Source organism: Halorubrum ezzemoulense DSM 17463 (assembly GCF_002114285.1).
In the GTDB taxonomy this organism is placed as follows: Archaea; Halobacteriota; Halobacteria; order Halobacteriales; family Haloferacaceae; genus Halorubrum; species Halorubrum ezzemoulense.
The window spans coordinates 1-14918 of the sequence record NZ_NEDJ01000079.1 but is presented as its reverse complement, the minus strand read 5'-3'; the positions used below and the strand labels follow the sequence as shown (position 1 = coordinate 14918).

General features: G+C 51.9%; 10 protein-coding genes and 1 pseudogene. 3 read left to right on the top strand and 8 right to left on the bottom strand.

All coding sequences use genetic code 11. The annotated features are described in order from the left end of the window. On the bottom strand, window positions 1-199 hold a 199-nt coding region (locus B9H04_RS18985; protein ID WP_085682846.1), incomplete at its 3' end, for a hypothetical protein. Between the two features lie 89 nt (window positions 200-288). Between B9H04_RS18985 and B9H04_RS15515 the strand changes: the two are divergent. Continuing rightward, a pseudogene (locus B9H04_RS15515) lies at window positions 289-498 on the top strand (transposase); the annotation flags it as partial. A gap of 453 nt (window positions 499-951) precedes the next feature. After that, a complete protein-coding gene (locus B9H04_RS18310) occupies window positions 952-2550 on the top strand; it encodes a hypothetical protein (protein ID WP_139835124.1) in 1599 nt (532 codons plus the stop codon). A 99-nt stretch (window positions 2551-2649) separates the two neighbouring features. Here the strand turns inward: B9H04_RS18310 and B9H04_RS18305 are convergent, their stop codons facing one another. The 3 genes from B9H04_RS18305 to B9H04_RS18300 form a co-directional block, all read right to left on the bottom strand. Beyond that, the gene (locus tag B9H04_RS18305) at window positions 2650-4269 is read right to left on the bottom strand and encodes a DUF7827 domain-containing protein (protein WP_139835123.1); all 1620 of its coding nucleotides are present in this window, start codon (window positions 4267-4269) and stop codon (window positions 2650-2652) included. 337 nt (window positions 4270-4606) lie between these two features. Beyond that, on the bottom strand, window positions 4607-7522 hold the full coding sequence (gene csg / locus B9H04_RS15510) for an HVO_2072 family ArtA-dependent S-layer glycoprotein (protein WP_085682845.1): 2916 nt from the start codon (window positions 7520-7522) through the stop codon (window positions 4607-4609). 1405 nt (window positions 7523-8927) lie between these two features. Next, the gene (locus tag B9H04_RS18300) at window positions 8928-10178 is read right to left on the bottom strand and encodes a hypothetical protein (protein ID WP_139835122.1); all 1251 of its coding nucleotides are present in this window, start codon (window positions 10176-10178) and stop codon (window positions 8928-8930) included. Between the two features lie 101 nt (window positions 10179-10279). Between B9H04_RS18300 and B9H04_RS18295 the strand changes: the two genes are divergently transcribed. Beyond that, complete coding sequence (locus tag B9H04_RS18295; RefSeq protein WP_425515057.1) at window positions 10280-11203, top strand: DUF7260 family protein; 924 nt, start codon at window positions 10280-10282, stop codon at window positions 11201-11203. Here the strand turns inward: B9H04_RS18295 and B9H04_RS15495 are convergent. The 4 genes from B9H04_RS15495 to B9H04_RS15480 form a co-directional block, all read right to left on the bottom strand. Continuing rightward, on the bottom strand, window positions 11184-11795 hold the full coding sequence (locus tag B9H04_RS15495) for a TetR/AcrR family transcriptional regulator (RefSeq protein WP_080508735.1): 612 nt from the start codon (window positions 11793-11795) through the stop codon (window positions 11184-11186). The two genes, B9H04_RS18295 and B9H04_RS15495, sit on opposite strands and share 20 nt — an antisense overlap. Continuing rightward, window positions 11792-13198, bottom strand: coding sequence for a tubulin/FtsZ family protein (locus B9H04_RS15490; RefSeq protein WP_080508736.1), 1407 nt, complete (start codon window positions 13196-13198; stop codon window positions 11792-11794). Before B9H04_RS15490 ends, B9H04_RS15495 begins: the two co-directional genes overlap by 4 nt. A gap of 84 nt (window positions 13199-13282) precedes the next feature. Beyond that, window positions 13283-14455: a tubulin/FtsZ family protein gene (locus B9H04_RS15485; protein WP_085682843.1), complete on the bottom strand. Its 1173-nt coding sequence runs from the start codon at window positions 14453-14455 to the stop codon at window positions 13283-13285. A 155-nt stretch (window positions 14456-14610) separates the two neighbouring features. After that, window positions 14611-14918 (bottom strand): zinc ribbon domain-containing protein (locus B9H04_RS15480; RefSeq protein WP_139835120.1); only part of this gene is annotated, 308 nt, incomplete at its 5' end.

Here is a 14918-nt window from a genome sequence, read left to right as displayed (position 1 = left end):
CGCAGGTCCGTTCCAGCGAATCAACCGCTTGACGACCGGTTCTTCCGGTAGCTGTCCATCGGGTCGGACAGCGGTCGTCAGTGGCGACACTGTCGCGTCGGCGGCAGTCCGCCGCCGACAGCGACGGCACATCCCGAAAATCATGCTCACCAGCGGTTCGAAGATGCTCCACAGCTAGTTCCATCTGGTTCATCGCCATCAGACGAGATTACGCGGCTGTCGATGTGATCGACTGAATCTGGTTCACCGCCATTAGACAAGATCACGCGGCTGTCGATGTGATCGACTGAGCATCGCATCTTCGCCCCGGACGACCAGGCGCACAACGCTAGAAGCGACGATACTCGCTACAATCAACGCTCTATGGCCGAAACCGTGAATTCGGCTGTGAAACGCTCGCTCGGCTTCCCCGTGCGAGCGCGGTCATGATCCCGTGAGTTCCGCGAAATTGCGCTGATATGTGTCGTCTATAACATCAAACGCTTCGTCAAACAGTGAATTCCAACGCCTTACAGCGATTCAACACGGCCGAGAGAAAAGTCGATCCACGATTGAAGCAAATCTGTTACAACAGGCTCGCTGCGACCGATTCCAACCTAAACACATCCAACAAGATCACTTATGTGAAACACCGCTAACGTGAGTGAACCAGTGGATATTTATTCGTCTATTCACACCAGTATAAATGGGACCACAAGTCCCTGATGAGAGCCAGTCGGACGTACAGCCCACGTCACCAACTGGCTCTCAGACATGCTGCGTCCCGGATTTCTACAAAACTGTCCGGCCACTGATGTGAAATGCGGCCTAGCGGAAGCCGACTGAACTAGCGGTGTCGACCGAACTTGATCTTAGGGAAGTTGATGAGTATCGTGGATGATATTTAGGCCAGCACAGTAATATGAATTGCTGGGAGGATGATGGTATACAAGCGGTGTTCACCGAAACAACATGATAGCAAGTTCTATTAATCCGGTAAAAGGTCCGACTTACAGGCGCTGGGCGAGTGTTCTGTGCGGGATGTGTATTTTGGGCCTGCTCATGTATACCGGGGTTGGGGCTGTAGCTGCACAAGAGACAACAACCAATATAACCATTGATGGGGAGCAGCTCAAGTCTGAAGACAATGTTGTCGTATTAAACGACCCAAACGCAAACATCACTGTCACAGCAGATGCGCCGGTTGAGTTGATCGAACTGCGAGTCAATGGGGACGTATACCGTTCATATCGACCTAACTCGACGACATTTGACCGATCAGTTACACTTGATCTCGACCCAAATGAAAATACGGTAGAAGTGATTACAAAGTCTGATACAGTAACAACATTCAAGTCGTCGATAACGAAGCATACAGCCGCACCAAGGGTAGAATACACCTCGCCATTTTCAACGACGGTCAAAGGTGGGCCAAACAATACGGTAAATGTTACTAGTGGGCAAGTCACTCTGGCTGGCAATCTTCACACGGTAGTAGATGTTAAAAGCATCCGAATTGAGCGAACGAGCAACTACGGGCCTGATGAGAGTAGCTCAGATGTAGACCGGAAGATTCATCGAATTTCGAACCCCGGAGAGTCTTTTTCTCAAGAGTTACTGCTTGTCGACGGAACAAACAATCTCACCGCAGAGTACACGGATACGCTCGGCCGCACAAACACTGACCGGTTTGTAATTGACGTTGATGATGAGTCGGATCCTACCATCAATATCACCGTCGCGGATGAAAGTTACACGGACACGGCGAGCATCGGCGGTACGGTTCAGGATGAAACGAAACTCAAGCGTGTCGAAATAAATCGGACATCGAACAATGGCTCACAGGTTCTGATGTTAAGCGCAAACGCAAAGCCGAATCCAGACAAACTCAAATACAGTTTCGATACGACGGTTGAATTATATGACGACAACGACGACAATGAATTCAAAATAACAGCAGAAGATGCGGCAGGAAACATACGCAATCAAACGTTTGTAATCAAGTATGAACCAGAACCTGAGGTGAACATTACAAACGCGACGATCAATCTAGAGGGAAAAACAGTCCACCTTGCTGGCACAGTCTCACAGGCAGAGATTAGTCGAGTCACGATCGAGACATTCAATACATCAACTGGAGAGCGACTTGATCTTGATCGAGTGTATGATACAGAAACATTCACGAATGCTGTTAGCTTTGATAAAGAGTTTAGAGCGTCTGCCAAGGGTACAATAGTGACCATACTGGTGAGTTATCGGTCGGGACAGTACTCAACAAGCATTACACCAGAGATTCCAGATTCACAAAAAGAAACAAACACAAACAACGGCACAGAGACGACTGATAATACGACTTCAGTACAATCCGAGACAACAAATAGAACAGTCCAAAACACAACCGAAACTAAGCCAGATAATCAAACGTCTGTTGAAACTAATTCGTCTAGTGGAAATGAAAGCCAACCAGACACGACACCAAACTCGCCGACGTTACTTCCTGTTCGGACACGCGATGCCTTTGGTGGAATCGTTGTCGTGGGGGGAGCATACATACTTGGACACTGGGTATGAGGCAGTGAGGATCATATCCAGTCAAGCCGACTTACTTGTGTAGAACATTGTCGGTGGTTTGCCGTCTTGCGATTTCCGTCTGTGTCAAGTGAATTTGGTTCAGTTAATCTTGGTTGGTCCAGCGATCACGACACCATCTCGTTTAATAGCGACATCAATATTGAACTCATCAGCGGGATGAGAGAGATCAAAATCACAACCAATTCTACTGTCGCTATCGACCGTGGCCACACAATTAAGAACTTGACTGATTCCGCCATCCTTCTCATCCGCAGTGATACGAATAATCGCGGAACTGTTCGGCGCAAGGTTGGTGCTAGCTGTCACAGATAGCCGAGTAGAGTTGCTGATGGTGTGATTTGTTAGTTCAGCAGTGGGCTCAGACACGGTGAATGACTGCCGAAGGGAGGCCCTCGGTACAGAGTTCGGCGCTGACTCATCAACTTCAAGGGTAACCGTGTACTCACCCGGTTCCAATGTGGTTGTGTCAACCCCCACGGCAAGTCCAGGTACGCTGTCATTGTACACTGTGTGGACGCTCGCAAGTGGATCAGTAGGTGACCCACTCTCTTCCGAGGTTAACTGGAGATTAATTCCATGACCGAGAGTACCTTGACCCGCAAGCCCGTATGTGACGATACCAGCGTGCCGATGAGATATATCACCGTTTTGAAGAGTAATGGAGACGTCTTGTGAGCCTGTTACTTCGGGATTCTCAATGTCGTACGCGACACGAAGTGTACTGTGGGTAGAAATCTCAACTGGACGGTCGAGTGAGATTGCTAAGCGTCCGTCTGTACCCGTCTGGATGCTCTGTATCGATCCTTTTAGTGAGCGATCGATATATCCGTTCTTGTTTGTATCAATCCCAAGTACCTCGATATCGGACTGAGTAACCTGTTGAGTAGCTGCGTGAGATCTGGCGTGATTGCTCTGATAGTTGATCGAGACTGATGTGAAAGAGACTGTCTCGTTACTACTTATATCGGCTATGTGGGTAGTTTCAGCACCAGGGGTGCTATTAACAGGGAACACAAGGTTTGACGCTGGAGCTGGTGAGGTAAGGAGACCACCAATCCCGGTAATTGGAAGCCGTGTCCAAAACTCATCACCACGGGCAACATTAGGTGAATCCACATCCGTGGTGTCCGTAGCACCTACCTCCGACAACTCCGACTCCTTTTTTAATCCCGTTTCAATATTTTTGTACGATGTATCAGGGGGAACAATCACATTCGTTCCATTCGGTTGGGATGGTTCAGTAATCATAAGCACTGCCGCAACGCTTGTCTCATCAGTTGAGACAATTAGATTATATCGGCCAGTATCGAGTACGGCCCCTTCAGAAAGTCCAGATTCAGAAATGAGTCGGACTGAGTCACCGCCAGTAGCTGTGAAGCGGTTGCTTTTGTCCACATCAGTTGGATAGAATGTATTAGCCCGGACAGTGACCGAACCATCTCCATTGTTATCGTACGCACGGAGTGTTGTCTGGTACTGTTGATTCGGTGCCTGGATGGTGAGCGTCACCTCATCAGTGTCACGCATCTGGATCCCAAGCGTAGCCACATCGCCCTGCGTCACCGTTGTCTTTGCAGTATCAAACCCAACTGCAGGGGATGACTGTGATTGTGCCGCAGTTGAGATGCTGAGCGGCATAGCAAGGCAAATAACCCCAAGAAAGAGGATCACTACGCCAAGCGAGACACGTGTATTCATGATCACCTCCTCCTACCGTTCTCGGTTGTAAATACTTTCTGTCAGTCCCAATGTGTCTGCCTCGCGAAAACCATGAACACGTAGAAACAAGAGGCCCTATCCTCAAGCGCGAACCGAAAGGCGATCGGTAGGATGAGGTAGTTCACACTAGCGTATATCAACGAGGAGAGACGCTTAGGTGTCGGATTCTTCTGGCCATCAGGTTTTGTAGTAGTCGCGTCAGTTGTCTGTGAAATATCCGCTACGCTAGCAACTGACGAGCCTTAGGCAGTCGCAAAAAATGAAAATACGCACCGCGAGGACCGAACGGAGTGATCCGTTCGGTTATTAGCTGGCGTTAGTTGTTGCGACGGGTCGCGAGCAGCGCAGCCGCGATGAGCGCAACAAGGGCGACAAGCGCGCCGAAGCCGGGCGTGCTGCCGTCAGTGCTGCCACCATCGGAGCTGCCGTTGTCGGCAGTGTCGTCGCCGGTGTCGTCACCAGTGTCGTCGCCGGTGTCGTCACCAGTGTCGTCGCCGGTGTCGTCACCAGTGTCGTCGCCGGTGTCGTCACCAGTGTCGTCGCCGGTGTCGTCACCAGTGTCGTCGCCGGTGTCGTCACCAGTGTCGTCGCCGGTGTCGTCACCAGTGTCGTCGCCGGTGTCGTCACCAGTGTCGTCGCCGGTGTCGTCACCAGTGTCGTCGCCGGTGTCGTCAGTCTGCCGCTCTTCGACGATTTCAACGTCGGTGGAGTCAGTGGTATCACCACTGTCGGCCTCGAGCGTGTACGTCCCCGTCTCGAGGTCGGAGGTATCGACGGTCAGGGTGAACTGGCCGTCATTGCTCCATTCTTCGACAGACGCAGACTCAATCGAGTTATCGTTCTGGTTGAGCACGTTGAGCACGATGGAGTTATCGTCAGGCTGGAGGTTCGTCGTACCCTCCACGACCATCGTCTCACCAGCGGCGACGGGGTTGATTCCGTCTGCCTGAGCGCCTTCCGGGTAAACCGAGTCAAGCGAGACCGAAGCCTCGGTGACACGGAAGGTCGTCGAAATCATCAGGTCGTCCGTAGCGTCTGCCTCAGTGGTCTGAGAGACAATCCGGTCACGGACCTGATTGCCGGTAAGCGACTGATCCTCAAGATTAGTGATGAAGCTCGATAGCTCATCGATACCGACCGTATCACTCGAATTGGTGTTCGGAAGATCGCCGTCACCGACGGTGCCGTCGCGACCAAGCGAGATGACGTGCCCGGACGCAGCACCCTGTGAAAGGTCGACGCTGACGTCTTCTTCGTCGAACGTACCGTCGTTGTCAACGGACACTTCCGTGACATCAACCTCGCCACGCTCGCCAACGAAGGCAACAACAACATTCGACTGCCCCTCTGCAGTCCCGTTGACAGTCATCGTGCTGTCTTCAGTGGCGAACTGGCCGTCGATGGTCCCGAACTGAGCCGTAAGACCGCCCGACTCAGAGCGGATCGTGGCACGGGTACCATCGTTGCTGGTCCACGATGAGGTGTTAATTTCGCTGTCGTCACCGGAGTCCAGTTCGATGTTGCGTGCGTCGTCCGCGTCGATTACGCCAATCTGGTACTGACCCTCGAACGCCAGGATGTCATTACCGCCACCGTCACCGTCCGAGAGAGTGACATCCTCGACTTCGAAGGTGTCGTCAGAGTCAACGTCAATGTTGTCTTGACCGTTGACCGTGATAATTTCCCAGTTGTCGTTGTTAAGCGCGTAGAGACGCACCTCGTCAGCAGCCTCAGCGGAGCCGTTCACGTCAACTTCCGAACCGATGGTGTACTCATCCGTCGGACTGTCAAGTGTGAGTTCACCCTCGGTGACTTCGAGGTCGACATCGTCTTCGAGATCGTCGCTGTCTAGCGACGACACTTCATTTTCGTAGGAGTAGACCTCGACAGTAACATCAGCAGTATCGAGGTACTGGGTTTCTATCGACCCGACAGCTGTCGTGCCGTCGATCTCGACGAGAGCCCACGCGTAATCATCACTCGAATTGTAGCCAGTATCGCTGACGTCGTCAACGTTCCGGAAGATGTCAGCAGACTGGTTGTCACTGACACCATCCGCGAAGTCGCCTCCCTCAATAGCGACGAGCCGGAACTGGCCGTCAGTCCCACCGCTTACCGTGTAGTCAACGTTGGAACCCTGCGTAACAGAGTCTTCTGCGACATCGATCGAGAGCTCGTCCTCGGTGGTGAGCTCGATCGTGTACTCCTGGGTCACGCTACCCTGGTCGATCTCGTCGTTGCCTTCGAAGATGACGGTGTACTCACCAGCATCTTCGCCCGAAAGGTCAAGACCGACACTAGCGTCTTCGGCATTGGTCTCATTTTCGCCGTACTGGAGAACATCGGTTGCGCCGGAGGTATCACTGTTGTCAATGAGGACCTCGTTGGTAATGTCGGCGCCACTCGGGTCCTCGACGGTAATAGCGAGGCCTTCAGCGTTACCGAAGTTCCACTCAGCGAAGACCTTGAGCCGGCTCGCAGAGTCAGGCCCGACCTGCGAAACGTCGTTACCGTTCTCAGTCAGTTGAACCTCTGCGGTCGTGATGTCGGGCGAGATGACCGTGGTGCTGAAGCCACCGTCACCATCGTCGGGACCGTTGAAGTCGTAAGTACCCGTTTCCTCGTCTTCAGGAATCGGGTCCTGAAGCGGCGTACCCTCACGGTTGCCGGACGTGCCGGAGAGTTGGCTGTGAGAAATCGTACCCTGGGAAGCGTTACCGACGAAGACGACATCTTCCTCACCTTGGAAGACAATGCTACCGTCGCCTGCGCGGTTATTGGTGGGGACGCGCTCACCCGTCACGTACGCGTCGGAGGTGTCAAAGCCAGAGCTTACTGTATCCCCAATGTCAGCACCCGGTGCATCATCGGAATCGAACAGGTGCGCGGTGTGTACACCCGGGAATCCATCGGTGTCTTCAATTTCGACGGTAGCGGTACCACTGCTTGTAGTGGATCCAGTGTCGGAAACACCGGCGAGAACCGCGTCTCCATCACTGTTTTCATACGTGACAGCAATAACGGCACTGCCACCGCTGTCACTGCTAAAGTTGCTGTAGTCAACCTCTACTGTACCATCGTCATTTAGGGTCTGGTCATCAAACGTGACCGACCCATCGTTGACTGCCGCAGCGGCCGGTGCCGCAGCGAAGCCAACAGCCACCATAGAGATTACCATGATGGCACTGAAGAAGACCGCGTTGGCCTTCGAGCGTGTATTGTCGTTTGTCATTGTTTGGTTTTTGTCAGCATCCGAGTACGCCAGTCGTTTTGTCCGCGACACACCGTCTTAACTTCGATCTCGTTGTGAGACGGTTACCGTGTGTTGGATTACTTGCGCCTGCCGTGTTCGGAGGTAGGGGCATTTTGAACAAACACCGGTTATTATAAATACTTTGTGTGTACCCACATTCATGCTAAACGCTATCAAGACCCGTGTGAAGACGTGTGACAGTCGTTCTGTGATTGGCGGGTCTGGCGTGTAGCGCACCTACCAGTTGATCTGCTGTATCGAGGGGATAGTAGTAGGATGAATATGTGGGTGCTAGAGAGGACAAGAATCTGATCGATTGTCACGGCGATCGATCTGGTCGTCTTAGTTAGCATCTGACAGCGTACTATTTAGACAGCGATCACATGATAATTAACCGATATGAAATTTGTTTGTAGTCAAACTCAACATTAGCAGATCGAGGTCACAAGCATGTATAGTTGGAGAATACAATCCAATGACAGATACGATTGGTGAGGGCATAGAGAAAAACCACAGCGTCAGTTTTGGGAGGGGTCCAGTGACGGGTTCACTCGACGGACAACAAGTTCAATGTCGAATGTAGCGGGGTCTGTGGACCCGTTTGCGTCATCAGCATCATACTGGATCACGATCTCACTGAGAGTCCGTGTTCCTGTACCAAACGAATCGTACTGTCGCTCAATATACGTTCGTCCAACAGCAGTTCGCTCAGAGACACGTGGTGGATGATACGTTCGGTCATCAGCTGGTGGCTCGTAGTAGGCGTCAGCCCGAAACTCGAGAGTTCCATACCGTGCTGGTCCAACGTTCGAAATAACAATGTCAGCAACAATCTGTGATTGATATGGCGACTCAATAATGCGGTTAATACGAACAGTTTCGACAGCGATGCCCGCAGTATCAAGCGAAATTGGTTCGCCATCCGGGCGAGCAGAATCGGGTGGTTGAGTCTGATTACTTGTACTCGTCTGAGGGCGTGGTGACTCGGTTGTGTGTGAGCGAGATGGTCCTTCAGACTCATCAGCCGTCCCTGTATCACTCTCAACAAGACAGCCAGCAAGGGAGAGAGAAGTAACAGCAGCGAGGAACTGCCGCCGGTGATGAGAAAGTGTCATAGATGATGTTTGGTCGCACCTGAGTTAAATCCTGATCACGTGGGGTATCCAAATTTACTATCTCCCGCGGCTGAAACCACTATCTTTCTGCAGGGAGAGAATGCCGGCGTTACGCCGGGAGTGGATCCAACAATGCTGATACGATCCATCATGGACGGCAGGCCAGACATTCTATGCTCATCCACGCTATTAGGTAAAGTGGCAGGACGGGGGTTGCGAGCGTCAAACTTCCATCGCGGGATTCCTCTCGATTCAGCGCGGAAAAAATGTCAATCAACGGGCTGGAACAACCAGCTTTCGGTCAGCTCGCCTTGCCAGCGGGTGCGTTCTTCCCACGCATCACCAGAAAAGCCGGTGGCGAAAACGAACGGACCGGCTTGGAGTAAGTATCCATATTGAACACCCGGAAAATCGTCCAGATTTGTTCGGTCACTCCCAGCTTCACGATGGTAATAACGGTGCCATTTGATCGAATCAGTCGCTGAGGTGACGCCTGAACTGATCGAGGTCATTCCTTCTGTATCGCCGGCCGCAAGAGTTGTTGTAAATTGTTCACGTGCGGTCGCACGGTCACCATATTGTTGGATATACAGTGGAGTACCGTCTAGATCGCCAGGTGGCCCACGAAAGACGTTCCGCTGGCGAGTAACAGGATCTGGACGGGTCGCAAACGTGAAAAACACTTCTTCAGTACGGCCTGACGGTTGGACAACTGGTCCAAGCCGTTTCCGGAGTTTATTTCGGCGAGCGACCGGGAGCGGGTCTGCGGTGAACGTAGGCGGATGGCTCCCGTCCTCATCGACATATGGCTCGTGTGCGAGCGTCGTAAAATTGCGACGAGTGGGGACCGCAACTTCGACCAGCACATCACCGGTAGCGTGTGGTACAACCCGGTCAAGCAACCGGTTATGGATCGGGTTGCGTGAAAAACGCCTGCTGACGTACACTGGAGTCTGGATTTGGAAAAACGAAAGTCGCATCCGGTCGAGTTCCTCGACAAATCGGTCAGCATCGTTACGACGTGCTGCGCGAGCCAAAGACGGGATATGCATATCAGTCCGTGACTGAAGAAGGTCAACAGGAGAAAAGTGGGGTTCAAACGCTGTTTCCGCGCGGTCCGCAGCGTTGTATCCGACAGTTTCGAGTCGGTCAACCATCTCGGCTGTTGGCATCGTTGGCTGATGGATTGTGGTACGGACTGTGTCGATAGTCTCAATCACACTGTCAATAGCCTGGTTATATGACTCAACCGCGCGTGGATAAGAGATGGCAAACCACACCACATCAGCAACAATCGCTTGTGTCCTCTCAGCAATGAGTTGTATCAGGTCGGAGGCGTGACCGTCGGCATCCGCTGAGTTATCTGTAGGTGGCTCATCGGTGCCAGCTTCCAGCGTAGTATTTGACTCGTCTGAGGATTCTATTTCGTCTGGATATCTCACACCATCAACACTCAAACAGCCAGCAAGACTTGCGGCAGCGCCGAGCCCGGCAAGCACGTTACGGCGCGGTTGTTCCATGCCCCATGTCGGTGGGGCCAAAACTTAAATGTCGTAGATTACATTATCAGCCATGCGAAAAGGTCAACAATAGTTAGACTGTATGAAATGATTGTGGAGTTATGAGATTTCGCATACCTATTGCTGATCAGCCTGTAGCATGTGTAGATATGTGGTGTGGCGGTGCTGAGTTGCTTACGTCGCCGCTTGTGGTGGGAGTCATTGCTAGTCTTGGAGCAATGTTGTTACTTGTAGTAGGTAAACTCCAGACAGCGATTGAAACATGCCAGGATGAACGGGAGTGTATTATTGCGGAACAAGACGCATTTCGTCGGTTTCAGACGCAGATACGGCAGGTCGAGCCAGTACAGTTTGAATCGCCAGATACCGCGCTAACAGATGTAGGTGACCGGACAGAAGTAATGGACGTACCCACAAGTCCCGGAGATGCGACACTCAAGTATGTACTTTCTGCGTATGAAGAAACAGTGCGATCAGTTCCGCACTATAGCATTGGCGATGAAGAGAGCCTTGCTGAAAATCTCGCTGCTGAGCTTGGAGAAGATATAGTGACGTCGTTGGCAACAAATCGGGTTCTCACTCCAGCGGTCCAACAAGCAATCGTTGACCGGAGCCAGCAGGCAATCGATGTACGTGCGGAGCTTATAGAGGTAGTGACAGAGGAGATGGATCGGCTCGCAAACTATCAAACGGAACTTACTAACATCGAGACCCGACAGGATAATCTCTGCGCGCACTTCGGGTCCGTACAAATGCGGCGCAGGGAGGCCGCGTTTGATATTTGGTGTGCGCTTCAGGATCTCGAGACAAAACTGGATAGAGTCGCTGAACAGCGACAGAGAGACCTTCACTCACCACCGGTTGCTGAGCCCCCAAGTGAGGAGACATCTGATGAACAGATCGAGTTCTGTGAGTACCTGTATTCAGATAGCGACACGCCACAGTATCCGGTCTTATCAGTAATTGGGGAACTCGGAGAAGCAATCCGAACCGACAAAGAGCAAATCAGACCGTATCTTGGATGAGTTCTGAGTCGATATACGAAACAAGCATAGAATGTGTCGCCGTGACAGCGTCTACTCGATCTGTTGTAACACGAGTATATATGCCACCCTTAATCGTTGCGAGAATGTATTCTGTGACTTCAGAGGCATTGACCGCTTCAAACACATTTTCACCAATACCACGTTCAAGAATCTCCCGGATCGTATCTGCTAACCGTTCATCAACGTGCGTAAATTGAGCGCGGATACGACTGTTCGTGACTGCTTGTGATCGAAAGCCGACAAGCACTGTTTGAAACTGATAATCGTCTTCAACCGGGTCCGGTGCGAGAAGTTTGGCAATGAGCTGTTTGAGGGTTTCAGCTGGATTCTGGCTTGGTTCGGTATCAAGAGTCGATTCGAATTTGTTGACAGTGAACTCAAGCAGTGTAATAAGCAAATCGTCTTTTGAATCGTAGTAGTGGTAGATAGAAGATTTTGATCCATCAAGCTCGTCACCAATACGGGCAATTGAGAGATCAGCATAGCCGTGTTTGAGCAACGCTGTGTGTGTTGCCTTCATAATGTTCTCTTCCGTGGCGCTCAAAGTGTGTTCCGACTGATCGCTTGTCATTGCTCGGTTGAGTCCGTTGTTTCAGAGGCCGTTTCAGCGTTGGTGAAATCAAATTCGGCGGAAGTTGAGTCCGCATCTGCTGATGGCTCAACAGTCTGTGTGTTCATCTCATCAGTTGTCGCCGTCTGTTCTGTAGTAGTTGAGGGTCCCGAGGTTGTCGTGACAGCGTCTTCTGTAGGAACCGCGCGACGTTGAAGTTCATCAATCTGTGGGACAGACGTCACATTTGCGAGAACGACAGTTGCCGTGAGTTCTGTTGTGTTTTGAATTGGCTCATCGCCAGCAAGCACTTCAACGGTCTGCGTTTCTTCTTCAAGCAGATATCGGCCGGTCTCAAATCCTTTCCGAGAGATTGTATCTGGGGGTCCACTGAGGATGAGCAAAACCCGGTCTGCAGAAGTGATTTCACAGGGTAGCGTGAGTTTCGATTGGACTGCGCGACTGATCAGTGTCTTTATTTTCGACGCATCAACCGGAGTAGACCCAGAGGGCTGTGATCGACCAAGCAGGCGAAGAATCCGAGCAAGAAGTCCATGAGCGTTACTGTCAATTTCAACTGTGGCGCGACCAACAGTTGTTACCCCACCAACAGCAAGTGTCCGTGAGATATCAGCAGGGTCAATCCGAAGTTCAGATTCAAACGTCGTGTTGGCTTCACCGGCACCAAAAACGCTCAACAGTCGGTCGACGGTCATCTGATTAATCGACTGATAGCAATCAGCAACAGCGTCTCTATCCCGGGACCATGAATCGTTGTCGACAAGAAGCGTTGACGCAGCACGTGGGACAAGTGTTCGAAGACCACGGGCAGCGGTCAGTGCTCGTTGGTCTGACTCCGTGTCAGCGGGGAGAACACCCAGTGTGTACACTTCAGTTTCATAAATATCGGTGAGTTCTTCCAACAACACACTCCCAACACCAGCACCAGTGCCGCCGCCAAGCCCAGCAACAATCATCGTGGCTGCGACTTCTGTTTCATCGATTTTATCGAGTGCACGTCGAATTTCTGGCCGCTCCGCTTTAGCGACTTGTGCGCCAACATCTGGATCACCACCAACACCATACTCATTGATGTCATATTCACGCGTGCGCGAGTTACTGGAGGCACCTTGTTTACTCGTGGTGGTGGATGTCTCTGATTGTAGTTGGGGATCGTGAGACGAATTTGGGGAGTCAGTAGCAGGAGAGTTTGTGTCTCGTCGAAGTACTGCCGGGTGTGTATCGCCAAGGAGGATATGCTGGTCAGTACTGAGGGCGGTTGTCTGAGAGAGTGGTTGTGATTCAGTGTGAAACGCGAGAACGTTTCCATTAGTCACCGACCGGCCTGTGCGGTGTTCAGTTCGAACAAACTGATCAACGAGTCGGGTACCACACCCACCAACGCCGAGAAGTGCTACCTTCATTTACACACCAACGGCTGCGAGTGATGGTGGCGGCCAACAGAGTGGTGATGCGTCTGTCGGACAAGCGTTTGACGACGTGTTCGCTCAAACAATAGGGTCCAGATCATTGTCGTCATCGGTAATTAGCGACTGAATTTCCTCTTCGCGAACCGCATCCTGTTCTTGAATTTTGTTTTGCGCGTCAACAGCTTGATCTTGGATTTCGTTAATCCGCGGTGTATCAGTTACATTTGAGAGCAACACCACAGCCGCAAGGGTTGACGAGTCGGGACGAGGATCATCACCAGCAAGGACATCAACGGTATCAGCTTCTTGTTCAAGCCATTCACGAGCAGATTCAACCCCTTTTCGTGAAATCACATCTGGCGGCCCGGCAAAGACAATCAGCGCACGGTCAGCACTCGAGACATCACATGGAACAGTGAGCCGAGAATTCGTTGCTCGGCGCACCAAGCCTTTGATTTTTGCAGCATCTGTTGATTCACTCTGTGAGTCATCAACTTCTTTGAAATTGGCTAACAGTCCTTCTTTTGCGGGGGTAACGTCAGTTGAAGCGTACCCGATTGAGGAGACACCACCGGTATCGAGGGTTCGCATAATGTCACTCGAATCCATCGCGTTCTCACCAACCTCCGACTCATCGACTTCACCGGCTGCGAGCAGAGTGACAATGCGTGTTGCAAGCTCTTCGTTCATCTCTTCGTAGCCCTGCTCAATAGTCTGCCCACGAGAACGCCACGCATCGTTGTCGAACGCGATGAAATTATCAACTTTGTTGACGAATGACTGAAGCGAGCGGGCAGCGTTGAGTGCCGGCCGGCCGCCCTCGTACGTGCCAGGTAATACTCCAAGTCCGTACACTGGCTCATCGTACATCTTCTGTAGTTCGTCAATAACAACGGGAGCAGCGCCACTGCCGGTGCCTCCACCAAGGCCGGCTGCGACTAAGACAGCATCAACCTCGTGAATTTCAACATCGTCGAAAACGCGCCTGATTTCATCAATGTCGGTTTGCGCAACCTCAGCACCAATTTTAGCATCACCTCCAACCCCGTGTCCACGCGCTTTCTGATGGGTATCGCCGATTAACACCCGGCGATCTTCATCGAGCTGTTGTGGTTTAGCGAGGTCTGTCCGAGCCGTATTAATGACCAATGCGTGACGACACAGATTACGACCAGTCTCAAATTCAAACTCAATCATCTGGTCGATAAGCTTGCTGCCTGCGTTACCGACCCCGATCGTTGCGAGTTTCATTGGTTGTTTCTCTGTTGAGCCGTATGAAAGTGTGTTGGTTGTGGGTGGACCTCACCGGGCTCAGAGTACGTGGCTGTGGAACGAGTCATTGAATACTGGTATGTGTGGTTCGAGACGTATTAATTAACAGTTTGTAGGCGGTGAACTACCCCACCCTACTCGCTCACGGCTGACGCCGTTCGCTCCTTGAGGGTGGGGCTTCCTGTTTCCACGACGCGCTTTGCAGATACAGGCGTATCCACAGGAAGCGCAGTCTCCACAGGCGTTGATTCGGAGTATCCCACTCCTACTTCTTCAAGACCACGAGAAAGGATGTTCCACGCCGCGTTCGCATCCCTATCCGCTTCAAATCCACACGCCGGACAGGAGTGTTCGCGCATCCACAGCGGTTTCTCAGTCTTCACACCACAGGAAGCGCACTCTTTTGTCGTCCCGCGCGGGTTCACGGCGACGAAGTGCGTCC